The 16,409-nt window shown below is 68.7% G+C and carries 13 protein-coding genes; 8 read left to right on the top strand and 5 right to left on the bottom strand.

Going from position 1 to position 16,409, the window contains the following annotated elements; translation table 11 throughout:
* Positions 1–14: 14 nt before the first annotated feature.
* On the bottom strand, positions 15–2,435 hold the full coding sequence (gene ppsA / locus AC1RN5_RS22120) for a phosphoenolpyruvate synthase (RefSeq protein ID WP_493044022.1): 2,421 nt from the start codon (positions 2,433–2,435) through the stop codon (positions 15–17).
* 225 nt (positions 2,436–2,660) lie between these two features.
* Between ppsA and AC1RN5_RS22115 the strand changes: the two genes are divergently transcribed.
* The 8 genes from AC1RN5_RS22115 (at position 2,661) to AC1RN5_RS22080 (ending at position 10,222) form a co-directional block, all read left to right on the top strand.
* On the top strand, positions 2,661–3,701 hold the full coding sequence (locus AC1RN5_RS22115) for a type II glyceraldehyde-3-phosphate dehydrogenase (RefSeq protein WP_493044020.1): 1,041 nt from the start codon (positions 2,661–2,663) through the stop codon (positions 3,699–3,701).
* A 230-nt stretch (positions 3,702–3,931) separates the two neighbouring features.
* Positions 3,932–4,420 carry a hypothetical protein gene (locus AC1RN5_RS22110; protein WP_493044018.1) on the top strand — a complete coding sequence of 163 codons (489 nt, stop codon included), beginning with the start codon at positions 3,932–3,934 and terminating at the stop codon, positions 4,418–4,420.
* 61 nt (positions 4,421–4,481) lie between these two features.
* Positions 4,482–4,685 carry a DUF2933 domain-containing protein gene (locus AC1RN5_RS22105; protein ID WP_493044016.1) on the top strand — a complete coding sequence of 68 codons (204 nt, stop codon included), beginning with the start codon at positions 4,482–4,484 and terminating at the stop codon, positions 4,683–4,685.
* A 9-nt stretch (positions 4,686–4,694) separates the two neighbouring features.
* Positions 4,695–5,363 carry a methyltransferase family protein gene (locus tag AC1RN5_RS22100; protein WP_493044014.1) on the top strand — a complete coding sequence of 223 codons (669 nt, stop codon included), beginning with the start codon at positions 4,695–4,697 and terminating at the stop codon, positions 5,361–5,363.
* A 33-nt stretch (positions 5,364–5,396) separates the two neighbouring features.
* Positions 5,397–7,757 carry a heavy metal translocating P-type ATPase gene (locus AC1RN5_RS22095; RefSeq protein ID WP_493044012.1) on the top strand — a complete coding sequence of 787 codons (2,361 nt, stop codon included), beginning with the start codon at positions 5,397–5,399 and terminating at the stop codon, positions 7,755–7,757.
* A 111-nt stretch (positions 7,758–7,868) separates the two neighbouring features.
* Positions 7,869–8,147, top strand: a complete 279-nt coding sequence (locus AC1RN5_RS22090) for a hypothetical protein (protein ID WP_493044010.1) — start codon at positions 7,869–7,871, stop codon at positions 8,145–8,147.
* A 20-nt stretch (positions 8,148–8,167) separates the two neighbouring features.
* Positions 8,168–9,361: a methionine adenosyltransferase gene (locus AC1RN5_RS22085; protein ID WP_493044008.1), complete on the top strand. Its 1,194-nt coding sequence runs from the start codon at positions 8,168–8,170 to the stop codon at positions 9,359–9,361.
* 228 nt (positions 9,362–9,589) lie between these two features.
* Positions 9,590–10,222: a sigma-70 family RNA polymerase sigma factor gene (locus AC1RN5_RS22080; protein ID WP_493044006.1), complete on the top strand. Its 633-nt coding sequence runs from the start codon at positions 9,590–9,592 to the stop codon at positions 10,220–10,222.
* A 16-nt stretch (positions 10,223–10,238) separates the two neighbouring features.
* On the opposite strand, the gene AC1RN5_RS22075 is transcribed toward AC1RN5_RS22080, so the two are convergent.
* The 4 genes from AC1RN5_RS22075 to AC1RN5_RS22060 are packed head-to-tail and all read right to left on the bottom strand — an operon-like array spanning position 10,239 to position 16,391.
* Positions 10,239–11,135 carry a ribose-phosphate pyrophosphokinase gene (locus AC1RN5_RS22075; protein WP_493044005.1) on the bottom strand — a complete coding sequence of 299 codons (897 nt, stop codon included), beginning with the start codon at positions 11,133–11,135 and terminating at the stop codon, positions 10,239–10,241.
* Positions 11,132–12,655, bottom strand: a complete 1,524-nt coding sequence (locus tag AC1RN5_RS22070) for a thymidine phosphorylase family protein (RefSeq protein WP_493044003.1) — start codon at positions 12,653–12,655, stop codon at positions 11,132–11,134. The genes AC1RN5_RS22075 and AC1RN5_RS22070 overlap by 4 nt, the downstream gene beginning before the upstream one ends.
* On the bottom strand, positions 12,652–14,010 hold the full coding sequence (locus AC1RN5_RS22065) for an MBL fold metallo-hydrolase RNA specificity domain-containing protein (RefSeq protein WP_493044001.1): 1,359 nt from the start codon (positions 14,008–14,010) through the stop codon (positions 12,652–12,654). Before AC1RN5_RS22065 ends, AC1RN5_RS22070 begins: the two co-directional genes overlap by 4 nt.
* A gap of 14 nt (positions 14,011–14,024) precedes the next feature.
* Complete coding sequence (locus AC1RN5_RS22060; RefSeq protein ID WP_493043999.1) at positions 14,025–16,391, bottom strand: phosphoketolase family protein; 2,367 nt, start codon at positions 16,389–16,391, stop codon at positions 14,025–14,027.
* Positions 16,392–16,409: the final 18 nt, after the last annotated feature.

Below are 16,409 nucleotides of genomic sequence, written 5' to 3'. Positions count from 1 at the left end.
CCCCGCCCGTCGCCTCAGCCGGTCGTCAAGGAGCGGTCGGGAGTCTTGTGGGTAGCCTCCTCGGCCGCAGCGACAGCCGTTTTCACGGCGATGAAGCTGTCTGGATTGACCGATATCGAGTCAATGCTCCGCCGGACGAGAAACTGAGCGAATTCGGGGTGGTTGCTGGGCGCTTCCCCACAGAGTCCCACTTTCACGCCCGCTTCATGCGCAGAGACGATCACCTGATCGATCATCCATTCGACGGCCGGATCCTGCTCATTGAAGAGCTCCGCGAGCTCGCCCGAATCGCGGTCGACGCCCAGCGTCAGCTGGGTGAGATCGTTGCTGCCGATTGAGAAGCCATCGAACAGTTCGGCGAACTGGCTGGCCAGGATCACGTTCGACGGGATCTCGCACATCACATAGACTTGGAGCCCGTCCTGTCCCCGGACCAGACCGTTCTCGGCCATGACCTCCAGGACCCGATGAGCTTCGCCGATCGTGCGGCAGAAGGGGATCATCACGATGACGTTGCGCAGGCCCAAGGTCTCGCGCAGGCGGCGGATCGCCCGGCATTCGAGGGCGAAGCCTTCGCGGTATCGCGGCGAATAGTAGCGCGAGGCGCCGCGGAACCCGAGCATCGGGTTCTCCTCCTTGGGCTCGAACCCGGCGCCCCCGATCAGGTTGGCGTACTCATTGGTCTTGAAGTCGCTCATGCGGATGATGACCGGCTTCGGGTAGAAGGCGGCGGCGATCCGGGAGAGGCCACGGGACAAGCGGTCGACGAAATACTCCGTCCGATCGGCGTAGCCGGCCGTCAGCGCCCCGATGGCGCTCCGCGCGGCCGGATCCTCGACCGCGTCGAAATGGACAAGTGCCATCGGGTGGATTTTCACGTGGTTGCTCACCACGAACTCCATCCGCGCCAGCCCCACGCCATCGGCCGGCAAACGCCACCAGCGGAAGGCCGCGGCGGGGTTGGCGAGGTTGAGCATGATCTGGGTCGAGGTCTCGGGAACCGCGCTGGCGTCGAGGTCCTGCGCCTCGAAATCCGCGCGGCCCTCGTAGACAAAACCCTCGTCCCCTTCGGCGCAGGAGACGGTGACCTCCTGCCCAGCCTTGAGCACCACGGTGGCGTTGCCTGCCCCCACGATCGCCGGCAGTCCGAGTTCCCGGCTGACAATGGCGGCGTGGGATGTGCGTCCGCCGTGGTCCGTCACGATGGCCGCGGCCCGCTTCATGATCGGCACCCAGTCGGGGTCGGTGGCGGTGGTCACCAGGATCGCCCCGTCCACGAACCGGTCGATGTCCCGGGGGCTGTCGATCCGGCAGACCTGACCGGCCACGACGGCGTCTCCAATAGCGAGACCGGCTACCAGCAGGGCGCCCTTGGAGATGATCTTGAAGCTGCGCAAGGCGCCTGCGCCGATGCGGGACTGGACGGTTTCCGGCCGCGCCTGGACGATGAAGATATCGCCGCTCTCGCCGTCCTTCGCCCACTCCATGTCCATCGGGCAGCCGTAGTGGGTCTCGATGGCGACGGCCCAGCGCGCCAACGTCAGGACCTCCTCCTCGCTGAGCACGAACGCGGACTGCTCAGCGGGCGTGGTGGGGATATTCCGCGTGGGATGCTCCCCGCCTTCGGCGTAGATCATCTTCTGCGCCTTTCCGCCGAGGCGCTTCTCCAGGATCGGAACGGTCCCGGGCTGGTCGAGCAGCGGCTTAAAGACCTGGTGTTCGTCCGGGTCGACGGCGCCCTGGACGACGTTCTCACCCAAGCCCCAGGCGCCGTTGATCAGCACGACCTTGTCGAAGCCGGTCTCAGTGTCGATTGAGAACATCACCCCCGCCCCGGCCAGGTCCGAGCGAACCATCTGTTGAACGCCGATCGAAAGCGCGACCTTCAGATGGTCGAAACCCTTGGTCTGGCGGTAGCTGATGGCGCGGTCCGTGAAGAGCGAAGCGTAGCACCGCCGGCACGCCTCCAGCAGCGCGGCTTCGCCACGGATGTTGAGGAAGCTCTCCTGTTGGCCGGCGAAGCTGGCGTCGGGGAGGTCCTCGGCCGTGGCGCTCGACCGCACCGCGACGTCCGCATCTGGCCGGCCGATGCGTACACAGAGGTCGCGGTAGGCGGCACGCGTGGCTTCAGCGTTCGCCTCCGGCCAGGGCGCCGCCAGGATGGCCGCGCGGAGTCGCGTCCCGGTGTCGGCGAGCGAGGCCTTGCCGGCAGTCCAATCGGCGAGGGCGGACGCGATCAAGGGCCGCAGACCGGTCCCGTCTATGAAGCGCCAATAGGCGTCGGCCGTAGTCGCAAATCCTGGAGGAACGCGAACGCCGCGACCGCCTAGATTGCGCACCATCTCCCCAAGCGACGCGTTCTTGCCGCCCACCTGGGCGACCGAGGCGCGATCGACATTTTCGAACGGCAGGATCAGCGGGGCGGTCTTACTCATGGTGTCAATCTCGACAGGCAGGGCGGCGGCCGGGCGACGGATGCCGTCCCGGGCGCGATCAGGATGATTCAACTGACGCGGAAGCCCCTCGCCCCTTACGCGGACAGATCGACGGCCGGGGTAATGTCGATGAAGCCGTTGCGTCTTTGAAGTCAGGCGCCGCCCAGGGTCCGACTCCGCACCGACCGCGCCAATCGACCACTGCGCGGAGACCGAGGGAGCACGATGATTGGCGAACAGATCCGGGTGGCCGTGAACGGCTACGGCGTCATCGGCAAGCGCGTGGCCGCCGCCGTGGCCCTGCAGGACGACATGACGCTCGTCGGCGTGGCGGACCTGACCGCCGATTGGCGCCTTCGGGTGGCGGCCGACCAGGGCGTTCCCGTCTACGCGGCGTCGCCCGACGCCTCAGACGCGATGACCGCGGCAAGGATCGATGTGCGCGGCGTGCTCGCGGAGCTGCTGGGGTCGATCGATGTGGTCGTCGACTGCACGCCCAAGAAGGTCGCCGCGGCCAATGTGGCGCAATACGCCGAGCGCGGCCTGAAGTTCATCGTGCAGGGCGGAGAGCAGCACAGCGTCACCGGCCACTCTTTCGTGGCGGAGACCAACTACGCGGGCGCGGTCGGCCGCGCCGCAACCCGCGTCGTGTCCTGCAACACGACCTCGATTGTCCGCACCCTGGGTGCTTTGAAACGCGCTGGCCTCCTGCGCAGAGCGCGGGGAACCCTGCTGCGGCGCGCCACGGACCCTTGGGAGAGCGACCACAGCGGAATCATGAACACCCTGGTCCCGGAGCCGGATATCCCCAGCCATCAGGGTCCCGACGCGCAAAGCGTGGACCCGGATCTGGACGTGGTGACCATGGCGGTGAAGGTCCCGGAAACCGTTGGGCACCTTCACTATTGGACGGTGCAGATGACCCGGGCTGCCCGGAAGGAGGAGGTGCTCGCCGCCTTCGCCCTCTCCGAGCGGATCGCCCAGGTGCGCGTCGCCGACGGATTGGGCGCGCTCAACGCCCTCAAGGAGATGATGCACGACCTCGGCCGGCCGCGCGGCGATCTCTACGAAGTCGCGCTCTGGTCCGACATGCTGCGGGTGCAGGACGACGAGCTGTTCTACGCCTACATGGTCGACAACCAGGCCATCGTGATCCCCGAAACCATCGACGCCATCCGGGCGCTCAGCGGACGCACGCCAGATCCAGGCGCCTCGATCTCGCGCACCAACGCTAGCCTCGGCATCGGGCGCGTCGGCCGGCGGTAGGACACGCGCGCCGCCCCCCGGTCGCGCTCTGTGAAGGGGGCGATGGTCGATCTTCGCTCCGACGCCTGCCGCCGGCGCGAAGCGCTGCTCCAGAGGCCCGGCGACTTGCCACGCGACGAGCCCGCAACCCGTCGCCGCGCCCTCGCGTAATGGCTGCCCGCGTCCTGCGTCAAACTGAACATCGCTTCTTCAGGCCCGGGCTCCTCTCGGCGTCTGCTCCAGGAAAGGACATGGACGTGCAAGCTGCTCGCACCGGGTCCAGCCGCACCTTTGCCGCGATCGCGGTGGTGGCGGCGGCTCTGTCCGCATGTTCCCCCGGTCCCGTCCAGGGCCAGTCGCAGGTCGTCGATGGCCTCAAGTTCGACTATGGCTTGGTCGCAGAGCCGGCTCGCGGCGCCCCACCTGCGAGCCATCCCGATCCATCGATGCATGGCGGCGCGCCCTCCCAACCGAACACCTATCACGTGGTGCTGAGCGTGACCGACGCGAAGACCGGCCAGAAGGTCGCGGCTTCTGAAGTGGTGGTGGGGCTCTCCGGCCCCGGCCATCCGGGGACAAATTTCGCGCCGATGGAGGCGATGTCGGTGAACGGCCAGGCGAGCTACGGCCACTACGTCGTGCTGCCCGAACCCGGCCCCTATCGGCTCGAATTCCGCGTCACGCCATCCGGCAATCACCAGCCGGTAGAAGCCCGCTTCACGCTGAAACAACCAGCCTAGCCGAGAGGAACACAAGACCGTGCCCAACCTCCCAAATTCACGCGGCCTGCTTCGCGGACTCATGATCGCCGCCTTCGCGGCGGTGCTGGCCTACCTCTTCTTTGGAGAGCACCGGGTGCATCTGCTGGGCTACCTGCCCTTCCTGATCCTCCTCGCCTGCCCGCTGCTGCACATGACAATGCATGGCGGACACGATGGACACGGCCACGCCCCCGATCCAGCCAAGCCGGCCGACCGGACTCCCCCCCAGCAACCGCAATCCTGAGGAACCGCGATGCAAGAACCGCAATCCTACGGACTCTGGTCCCTGGTGATCCTGAACTCGGCGATGTTCATCTTCTTCGCCTTCACCTTCTTCAAGCCGAAGACGACACGTGACTGGCGCTCCTTCGGGGCGTTCAGCGCCTTCCTGGTGGCGCTGTTCACCGAGATGTACGGCTTCCCGCTCACCATCTATGTGCTGTCGGGCTGGCTGCAGAGCCGCTATCCGAACATCAACTGGTTCTCTCACGACTCCGGACACTTGCTGGAGATGATGTTCGGCTGGAAGGCCAACCCGCACTTCGGTCCGTTCCACATCATCAGCGCCCTCTTCATCGGCGGCGGCTTCTGGCTGATCTCGGCCGGGTGGAGCGTCCTCTACCGCGCCCAGCGGGAGGGCAAGCTGGCGACGACGGGCCCCTACAGGTCGGTCCGTCATCCGCAGTACGACGGCTTCGTGCTGGTGATGTTCGGCTTCCTGCTGGAGTGGCCGACCATCCTCACCGTCGCGATGTTCCCGTTCCTGGTGTTCATGTACTGGCGCCTGTCGATGAACGAGGAAAAGGAGGCGCTGGCCACCTTCGGCGAACAGTACGCGGCCTACAGGCGTGCGACGCCCGCCTTCTTCCCTCGCCTTGGGCGTCGCGACCGCGCCTCGGATCCGGCGCTCGGCCGCTCCTGACGCCGTCCCGCTCCTCCAGCCCGACTGAGCACCATGCGCACCATCACCGTCGATGTCTCGGGCTTCCGCACCCCGCTCGATCCGCTCGTGATCGAAAAGCACCTGCGGGCCCTAAAAGGGGTCCGCAGCGCCAGCGCAAACTTCGCCTCGGCCTCGGCCAGCGTGGACTATGACGAGGCGGCGGTCAGCGCCGCGGACCTGGAGCAGGCGGTGCGCGACTGCGGCTTTCACTGCCGCGGCGAACTGGTCCCGCAGCACGTCTGCGGGACGACCGGCGAGACGGTCTCACATCAACCGCCGGCGCCCCCGCACCATCACGGCGCAAAGTCCGACGCCGGCGCAGCCCATGCCAACGACGACGACATGGCCGACATGGGCCACGGCGCCGGCATGGACATGGCCGCCATGGCCCGGGACATGCGAAACCGGTTCCTGGTCGCCGTTGGCTTCACGATCCCGATCTTCTTCCTGGCGCCCATGGGCATGGAGGCGCTGCGGGTGACGCCGCCTTTCGGCCTGCCGCTGAAGCCGGTGCTGTTCGTCCTGGCGAGCGCGGCGATCCTCTACCCAGGCTGGACGTTCTTCGTCGCCGCGGTCCGCGCGCTTCGCAAGGGCGTCTTCAACATGGCCGTGCTGGTGCTGCTCAGCGTCGGCACTGGCTACCTGTTCAGCGTCGGGGGCACGTTCTTCTTCGACGGCGAGCAGTTCTACGAGGCCTCGGCGCTGCTGCTGGTCTTCATTCTGCTGGGGCATTGGCTGGAGATGCGCGCCCGCGCCGGCGCCTCCGAGGCCATTCGTCGGCTGATGGATCTCGCCCCGCCCACCGCCAGGGTGGTGCGCAACGGCGTGGAGGCGGATGTGCCCACCTCGGCGGTCGTCGCCGGAGACCAGGTTCTGGTCCGACCCGGCGGCAAGATTCCGGTGGACGGGACGATCGAGGACGGCGCGTCGGAGATCGACGAGTCGATGCTGACCGGCGAGTCCCTGCCGGTCTCCAAGACCGTCGGCGACACGGTGATCGGCGGCTCGATCAACAAGAGCGGCGCCTTCCGCTATCGCGCGACCAAGGTCGGCGCCGACACCGCGCTGGCCCAGATCGTCAAGCTCGTGCAGGAAGCCCAGAATTCCAAGGCGCCCGCCCAGCTGCTGGCCGACCGCGCCTCGCAATGGCTGGTCCTGGCGGCGATCGTGGTCGGGCTTGCGACCTTCGTGGTCTGGTTCTGGGTGATCGGCCAGACGCTGCTCTTCGCGCTCACCCTTACCATCACCGTCTTCGTCATCGCCTGCCCCGATGCGCTGGGCCTCGCCACCCCCATGGCGATCATGGTCGGCACCGGCCTGGGCGCCGCCAACGGCATCCTGATCAAGGACGCCGCGGCTTTGGAAGAGGCCGTGAAACTTGACGTCGTGGTCTTCGACAAGACCGGCACCTTGACCACGGGCGAGCCCAAGGTCGTGCAGGTCACACCGGCCGCCGGCGTCGATGAGGCAGACTTGGTCGCCACGGCCGCGGCCCTGGAACACGGCTCCGAGCACCACATCGCCAAGGCCGTGCTGGCGCACGCCGAGGGCCTGCCGGTGCGCACGGCCAGCAACTTCGAATCCTTCGGCGGCAAGGGCCTCAAGGGTGAGGTCGACGGCCATCCGGTGCTCTCCGGCAACCGGATGCTGATGGCGGACAACGGGGTGGACCTCGGGGAACTGGCGACGGAATCCGAGCGCCTGCAGGGCGCGGGCCGCACCGTGGTGCACATCGCCCGCGACGGCCGGGTGATCGGGATCATCGCCGTCGCCGACGCCGCACGTCCGACGGCGAAGGCCACGATCGCCCGCCTGCAGGCCATGGGCGTGAAGGTGGCGATGATCACCGGCGACAACCTGGGAACGGCCAAGCGGATCGCCGCCGAACTCGGCATCGACATCGTGCTCGCCGAAGTGCTGCCCGGCGACAAGGCGGCCAAGGTGAAGGAATTGCAGGCTCAGAAGCACCGTGTCGGGTTCGTCGGCGATGGGGTGAACGACGCCCCGGCCCTGACCCAGGCCGACGTCGGCTTCGCCATCGGCGCCGGCACCGACGTGGCGATCGAGAGCGCCGACGTGGTGCTGATGCGCAGCGACCCCGCCGACGTGGTCAAGGCCATCGAGCTGTCGCGCGCCACCCTGCGCAAGATGCACCAGAACCTCTGGTGGGCGGTGGGCTACAACGTCGTCGCCTTCCCCCTGGCGGCCGGCGTGCTCTATCCGATCACGCTCAGCCCCGAGGTCGCCGCCATGGCGATGTCCGGCAGCTCGGCCCTGGTGGCGGTCAACGCCCTGATGCTGAAACGCACGCGCCTGGGCGCCAAGACCCTCGCGGCGTCGACCGACAGGACCAGCTCCGCGTCCGCCACCTGAGCGCCTCCAGACGCGCGCACGATCGCGGGACCCCGGCCTGTAAGGCCAGGGCGCGAACAACGTCCTATCCCATACCCGCCGCCCCTGCGGCGCTTCTGGAGGAGACCCCCAATGTCCGCCTCGCTTGATCACCCGACCGGCGGCGTCGCCATCATCCCGCTCGGCCTCACCCTCTCGCTGTTCCTGTCCGGAAACTTCCTCCTGTGCGCCCTGGCTGGATTCCTGCCCGGCATGGAGAACCTGCACTTCCTGTCGGCGCTCTATCCCGCCCTGGACTGGACCAGCCCGACCCTGATCATCGCCGGCGCCGCTTGGGCGTTCGCCTGCGGCTGGTACATCGCCCTGGTCTGCGGCTGGCTCTACAACGCCTTCGCCGCGCCCCGGGCCTGACGCCCGAGCCCGCGCGGCGAATGGACGGCTTCATCCTCACTCCGATCGTAGCCGAGACGCGCGCCGTCGAGGTTGTGGAGCGCAAGGGCGTTGGCCACCCGGACACTATCTGCGACGCCCTGGCCGAACAGCTGTCACGGGACCTCAGCGTGGCCTATCGCGCGCGGTTCGGGACGATCCTGCACCACAATGTCGACAAGGCCCTGCTGAGCGCCGGCCGGTCCGCGCCGGCGTTCGGGGGCGGCCGGGTCGAGGCCCCGATCGAGATCTACCTGGCGGGCCGGGCGACGGCCGAGGCCGGCGGCGAGACCATCCTGGTGGCGGAGATCGCCGTCGAAGGCGCCCGGCGCTGGCTCGCGACCCATCTGCACGCGCTCGACGTCGATCGCCACGTCCGGATCCATCCCAGGCTCCACCCGGGATCGGCGGACCTTCGCGGTCTGTTCGCGGCCGCCCGGGCCGGGGTCCCGCGCGCCAACGACACCTCCATCGGCGTGGGCTATGCGCCCTTGAGCCCGCTCGAGCGCCTGGTGCTCGCCGTCGAACACGCCGTGGTCGCCCAGGCCGACCCGGGCCAACGCCCCGCCTGGGGCGAGGACGTCAAGGTCATGGGAGTCCGGATCGGCGACCGGGTGCGCCTGACCCTCTCCTGCGCCATGATCGGCGCCCACCTGCCCGACCTTGCGGCCTATCTCGGCGAAAAGGCCGCCTTGGAGGCCTTGGTCCTGGAGACGGCGGCGGGCTTCGGCTTCGGCTCGGTCGAGGTCGCCGTGAACGCCGCCGACCGTCCAGACCTCGGCGAAGTCTATCTCACCGTGACCGGCACCTCCGCGGAGGCCGGAGACGACGGCCAGGTCGGCCGCGGCAACCGGATCAACGGCCTGATCACACCGGGCCGCCCCATGAGCCTCGAAGCCGCCGCGGGCAAGAACCCCGTCAGCCATGTGGGCAAGATCTACAACGTCGCCGCCCAGGCCATCGCCCGCCGCCTGGTCGCCGAGCTGCCGGAGATCCTCTACGCAGAATGCCTGCTAGTGAGCCGGATCGGCGCGCCCATCACCACGCCGGCCGTGGCCGAAGTCCGCCTCGCGCTCGCCGATCCCGCCGCCCTGCCCGACCTGTCCGCCCCGGTCGAAGCCCGCGTCGCAGACGCGCTTGCCCGGCTGCCTGCGACGGCCGATGCGTTCCTGGACGGAGCGATAAGCCTGTACTGATAGGCATGCGCCGCTTCCTCTCGCGCAACCTTACAGTTACGGCAAGGTTTAGAGTCCATATTTCAACCTTACCACAATTGTAACCTTGCCATTTTCAATCGACTATTTCCGCAATTCGGGAACAATTCTGTCGAATTCTGTCTTTGTCAGACCGTCAATTGACCTCCATCAAAGAGCTTCCGTCAGTTGCGATTGATCTTCGCTCGCAGACCGAGATCGGACGCCCCCATGACCCAAGTCGCCCGCGCCATCATCGAAGCTCCGCCGGCCGCCGGCGCATGCCTTCGCCTGACGGCCAGATCGACGCCTCGCGCCGAGATCCTGCGGCTGGTCGAGCAGCGCCTTCGCGAGGGCCAGGCCGGGCGGATGCGGTTCCTGCGCAGCCGCCTGCGCTCACGGGAGGACGCCGAGGACGTGCTGCAGGAATTCGCCCTCAAGACGGTCCAGGGCGCTGAACGCCTGACCGATCCGGCCAAGGTGGACGCCTGGCTCGCCGTCACCCTGCGCAATGCCCTGTTCGACCGCTACCGTCGCAACGCCGGACGCGCCCGGCTGCAGCAGGCCGCGCAGGCCGAGCCCAAGGCGCCCATCGACCCCGAAGAGGATCTGGACGCGCCGCTGCGCTGCCTCTCGAACACACTCGCAGACCTGAGACCCGAGACCGGCGACCTCCTGCGCCGCGCCGAGCTCAAGGAGACGCCCCTGCGCCGCCTGGCGGACGATCTGGGGATCACCGCCAACAACGCCGGGGTGCGGGTGCATCGCGCCCGCGAGGCGCTCCGCCAGGCCATGCAGGCGCGCTGCGCGGCCTGCGCCACCCGCTGCGAGCTCGCACAGCGCTTCCTCGACCGCACCGCCTGAGACCGTCCGACTCGACTCAGCCCGCCGCGCCTTCGCCCTGCAGGGCGTCGGCGATTAGGCCCGCCACGGACATCCCATTGCTCGGGTGCGCGACGGTGTCAGTCGAGACGATGCGCTCGGCAAAGCGCGACAGCTCAGTGAAGGCGTCATCGGCGAACAGGGCGTGGACGACCACGCAGACCGGCGGTCGCAATCCCTGGCCGGTCAGCCCACGGGCGGTCTCGATCAAGGTCCGGCCCGAGGAGGCTATGTCATCGATCAGCACGGGGCGCCGGCTGGCCCACGCGCCAAGGTCTGGGATCGCGATCTCGACATCGCGGTCGCCATGGCGCTCTTTCCGAAGCACGACATAGGGCGCCCCCGCCCGATCGGCGACGTCGGACACCCACTGCTCGCTCTCGATGTCGGGGCCGATGATCAGCGGCCGCTCCACGTTGGCGGCGATCCAATCGGCGAGGAGGGGCGCCGCATGCAGGGCGACGGCCGGTATGGCGTAGATTTCCAAGAGCGCCTTGTGGCGATGCAGATGCGGGTCCACCGTGATGAGCTGATCCACCTCCCGCGACAGCATGTCGGCAAAGTGGGTCGAGGTCACCGCTTCACCGGAATGGAACCGTTTGTCCTGGCGCATGTAGGCCAGGTAGGGCGCGACCAGGGTGATGCGCGACGCGCCGAGCTCTCGCAGCGTCCGCGCGGCGAACACCAGGCGCAGGAACTGGTCGTCCGGCCTGGCGAGGGAGCAGATGAGCACGACCTCGCGTCCCGCAACGACGGACACGATCCGCACATAGGATTCCCCGTCCGGGAACTGCCGGGTCTCTAGGACACCCATCTCCGCGCCAAGCTGACCAGCCAGGTCGCGGCCCTGCCGTTCCGAGCCCGGCATGGCGAAGACGAACGGGCCCGCGGTCACGCCTGAATCTCCACCAGGTCAGGGTGGGCGGCGGCGTATTCGAGCGCGTAGGCGAGCTCGCCCTCGGACTCCGCGTGCAGGGTCAGCAGCGGCTGCCCCGCGCCGATTTCGTCCCCCAGACGCGCCTCGATCGTTAAGCCCGCCGCCTTGCGGTCCGGCGCGCCCGCAAGCTTCGCCAGGGTGGAAACCTGGCGATTGTTGATGTGAACCACCCGGCCGGATCGCCGCGCGAGGATTGGTGACTGGAGAGGCGCGGTGGGGGGTGTTCTAAGCCCGCCCTGGGCTTCGCAGATCGCCTGGAACTTAGCCCAGGCCCGGCCGTCGGCAAGCGTCGCCTCGGCGATACGGGCGCCCTCGCCGGGCTTGGCGACGCCGGCGAGCTCGAGTCCGGCGCCGGCCAGCGCGCAGGCACGCATGCGCAAATCCTGGGGCGCGCCAGGCGCGTTCTGCAAGACCGCCAGAACGTCATGCGCCTCCAGCGCTGGTCCAACGCCGCGACCGACCGGCTGGCTGCCGTCGGTGATGACGCAACGGGTCCTGACGCCAAAGTGCGCAGCGACGGCCGAGAGGCGCTCCGCCAGCTCTTGTCCCGCCTCCTGGGAGCGCACTTTCGCCGTGGGCCCCACCGGAAGGTCGAGCACCACGTGGTTTGAACCCGCCGCGATCTTCTTCGAAAGCACCGAGGCGACCAGCTGGCCTTCGGTGTCGACGTCCAGAACCCGCTCGACGCGGATGAAGATGTCGTCGGCGGGGCTGAGGTTCACGGCCCCGCCCCAAACGATGCAACCGCCCTCGGCCTCGACCACGCGCCGCATAGCTGCAAGATCGAGCTCCACGGGGGCCAAGGTCTCCATAGTGTCGGCGGTGCCCGCCGGCGAGGTGATCGCGCGCGAGGAGGTCTTGGGGCACGCCAGGCCGCAGGCTGTCAGGATCGCGACCACGATGGGCGTGGTGCGATTTCCCGGAAGTCCGCCGACGCAGTGCTTGTCGACGACGATCTCGGCGTTCCAGCTCAGGCGGTCGCCCACGTCAACCATGGCCTTGGTGAGCGAGATGGTCTCGCTCTGGTCGAGCGGGAGCGCCGAGGACGCCGTCAGGAACGCGGCGAGGTGCACGTCGGTGTACCGGCCGGCGGCGACATCGCGCACGATCGCCGCGATGGCTGGACTGTCCAGGCGCGAGCCGTAGATCCGTCGCCGGACGCTCGACATCGATTCCAGCGCCGGGGCGTGGCGGACCTGCATGGGCGCGCCCGGCGCCACGCCGAGCAGGCGCCAAGCTTCCTCGGACAGGGCCGCCTCGTCCAAGTCGATGAGGTCGCCGTCCAGCTGATAGAGCGTGGCGTAGATCTCGCGATCGCCCGCCGTGAGCAGCACCTGCGAGCGGGCCGACAGCCCCTCCGAGCGGCACACATGGCAGTCGCGCCGCATCAGCACGATCGATTCATGCTGAGCGAACAGCCCAAGCCGGCGCGCCCGCAACTGGTGCGCACTGCCGGACGAATGCGGTTCGAGGCTCACAGGGTGTGCGTTTCCATCATCTGCGGGACTACGCAGTCCCAGCCGAGCTTGTCCTGGATCTTCAGGCGCAGGGCGTCCGAAGCGTTGGGCTCGCCGTGGATGATGAAGGTCTTTTTCGGCGGCCGGCGGAAGCCCGACAGCCAGCGCAGGATCTCGTCGGCGTCGGCGTGGGCCGACAGCATCTGCAGGTTCTGGACCTCGGCGTGGATCGGGATCCACTGGCCGTGAATCTTGACCTCCTTGGCGCCCTCGACCATGGCGCGCCCCCGGGTGCCGGCGGCCTGGAAGCCCGAGAACAGGATGGTGTTGCGGCGATCCGGGCCATAGGCTTTGATGTGGTGCAGCACCCGTCCGCCCGTGGCCATGCCGCTGGCGGCAAGTATCACCTTGGGCATCCGATCCGCCGTCACCGCCTTGGACTGCTCCACGTCGCGAACATAGGTGGCGATCGCACAGGCCGCGTCACAGACGTCCGGAGCCATCCGGTGGTCTTCGAGGTGCTTGCACAACAGGTCCGTGGCGTTGATGGCCATCGGGCTGTCCAGGTAGATCGGGACGAGCCCAAGCCGGCCGGCCTGCTTGAGCTTCCACAGGTGGTAGAGCAGCGACTGGGCGCGCCCGACCGCGAAGGTCGGGATGATCACCGTGCCGCCGCGCTGCGTGGTTCGCTCAATGATGTCGGCAAGCGCGTCGTCCGGATCCCGGGCCTCGTGCTTGCGGTCGCCATAGGTCGACTCCACCACGAGGTAGTCGGCGTCCTCGACAGGTTCGGGATCGACCATGGTGGCGTCGCCATACCGGCCGAGGTCGCCAGAGAAGACGACCTTCGTCCCGTGCCAATCCACCTGGACTGTCGCGGCCCCCAGGATGTGGCCGGCCCTGCGTAGGGTCACCCGCGCGCCGCCCGCGACCCGCGTCTCCTCATGGAAGGCCATATCCGTGAAGTGCTCCATGGTGCGCTCCGCGTCGTGGACGCCGTAGAGCGGAAGCGCCGGCTTGTGCTTGGTGTATCCATGCCGATTGGCGTCCTCGGCGTCCTTCTCCTGGATGTGGGCGCTATCCTTCAGGATGAGATCGGCGACGTCCCGTGTCGCCGAACTGCCGTGGATGCGGCCGCGATAGCCGTCCTTCACCAGCTTCGGCAGGTAACCGGAATGGTCGAGGTGCGCATGGGTGAGGATCACCGCGTCGATCGAGCCTGGCTCCACCGGAAGCGGCTGCCAATTCTGCTCGCGCAGGCGCTTCAGGCCCTGAAACAGGCCGCAATCGACGAGCAGCCGCTGGCCGTCCGCCTCCAACAGGTGCTTGGAGCCGGTGACGGTGCCCGCGCCGCCGAGACTTGTGAGACTGATCACGTCCTTGTCCTTCCTCAGAGTGCGGCCACGTCCAGGGCGCGCGGATTGGCCCGGCCGGCCACGGCTTTCAGTTCAGGTTCGGTGAGCAGGTCGCAGGGCGAGACATCCAGGACCCGCGCCGCCGCCTCGACCAGGTGGGCCCAGGTGCAGCGGTTGGCGAACAGCATGCCGAACACATCGAAGGTGCCGCCGCGGCCGATATAGCCGCGGGAGACCAGCCGATCGCCGCCGCCGTCGATCCGGCGCAGGAGCCCCTGCATCGGCTCCGGCCGCGTGTGGCTCACCAGCACGCGCGGCAGGTCGCGGGGAAAGGCCGCTTCGAGCTCGGCGTCGGCGAGCGTGCATTGGGCTTCCAGGGCGTCGCGCGGCGCGCGCAGGCGGCCGGGCTCCAGCACCGCGGTGACGCAGGCGCGCCGCCCCTGGGCCTCGAGCCGGTCGCGGGCCTTCAAGGCCTCGAGCGCCTGGTAGGCGCCGACCGCCACAATCTGCACCTGGGCGTCGCCCGGCGCGCCCGCCAAGTGCGCCCAACCCTGCACGACAAGATCCGCCGCCCCCGCCGCGTCGAGCAGCCGAGGCAGGACGCGCTTGGGCGTCACCAGGCAGGCGATCTGCCCGCGCGTACGATAGACGCCCCGCAGCGCCGCCACGGCGCTATTGGCGTCGATGGGGAACAGGACCCGCGCGGTGTCGGACATCTCGCCGAGCAGGGCCTCGCCCAGGGTCGGGTCCTGGTGGGACTGCTCGTTCTTGGAGTTTTCCCAGGTGTGGGAGGTGGCGATCAGCGGGATGGAGATCCAGCCCGCCGGCGCGCCGGCCTCCCGCTGGCGCCGGGCGAAAACGATCTCCTGGCGCAACGCGCCCAGCATCTTCATGGCGAAGGCTTCGTAGCTGACGATCAGATTGAGGCCGCCCTTGTTGCCCAGGGCCGCGCCGCTCACCGCCTCCTCGTTCAGCGCGGTGATCACCGCTCCGTCCACCGCCTCGGCCGACCCAGGCTCGGGCCGGTTCACCCGATGCTTGAGACGATCGAGGGTCTGGCCCATGCGGTTGCTGCGCAGTTCGTCGGGATTGCCGACCCGGGGCCGCAGGTGCGGATTGGCCGCCACCAGATCCACGAACCAGGCGTCGAGCGCCTCCATCGGGGACGCCGCACCGGTGACGGGGGTGAACGCCGACTCGCGCGGCGCCTCCGGCCGGCGCGTCGCGGCCGGGTGCTGGCTCTCGGGCGGCCGATGCTGCAGGGCATGGGTCCGAAGGACGCCCACGGCGGCGTCGAGCTCGGCCATGGGCACGAAGAGCTCGGCGGCGGCGGCGTTGAAGGCGTCGCGGGCGCCGGGGTCGGTGTTCGGGTTTCCCGCAAGCGGCAGGTTGTGGGCGCGGTTCGTCCCGGCGCCCGGGAACCCGAACCCCTTGACGGTGCGGGCGATCACATAGGGCAAGGGGGCCGGATAGCGGCGCTCCGGATCGGCCGTGAACCGCTTCAGGCGGTCTTCGGACTCCAGGATCGCCCAGGCGAAGGCGGCGGGATCACGCCCGTCGATCCCCAGGGGGTCGAAGCCGTTCAGGGCCAGGTGGCGCTCCAGCCAACCCTCGCCGCCGTCCTGCTCGATCTCCGAGCGTTCCTCGATCCGCCGCCCGTTCAGGATCATCACCGGGGTGGCCAGGCCGCTGTCCTCGGCGCGCCACCAGCGGGGCGCCCAGTCAGATCCCCGCTGTTCCTCGAACGCACCGTCGCTGAGGAAGGCCACCAGGCTCTCGCCGCGCAGCGGCATGTGCACATATTGAAGTTCCGCAAAGCCGAGATACCCGCCCTCGGAGACCGCGCCGGCGGTCTGCGGCCCGGCATGGCTGCCGAGCGGGGCCGACGGGGTTCCGTCCGCCCGGATCCCGTAGCCGTAGAAATCGCAGACCAGCTGCGACAGGCCGGCCTCGGTGCGTTCGTAGCGCTTGGCCTGGGCCGGCGAGACGTCGCCGGTCAGGACGTTGATCGCCTCGATCGCGGCCACGCAATGACCCTGACCCATCACCCAAGAGCGGGTGACGCCCGAGAGTACATTGGCCGCCAGGTAGCCCGCGAAGGCCGGCGCCATGTTGAGCGATCCGCCGGTGTGCCCCTCCGGATCGGCCTTGAAACTCTGGGCCGGCAGCGCCGACCCCGTGAGGTCGACCTTCCGGGCGTAGGTCATGTGGACGATCAGCCACATCGCCGCCCGGGTCAGGCGGTCGGCCGCGGCCAGCACGCGATAGACGCTCTCCGCATCGGCCCAGCCGCCCCGCCGAACCAGCCGCTCGACCAGGGCCTCGACCTTCGCCACCGTGTCCGGCCGGCGTTCCAGGACGCCATAGCCAGCCTTCCACGCCTCGGCCCAATCGTGGGTCACGCACCTGCCTCCACCGCG

This window comes from Phenylobacterium sp. GW821-FHT12F10 (assembly GCF_058806695.1).
Note: the sequence above shows the minus strand (reverse complement) of the source record. Positions and strands in the feature narration are given on the sequence as shown.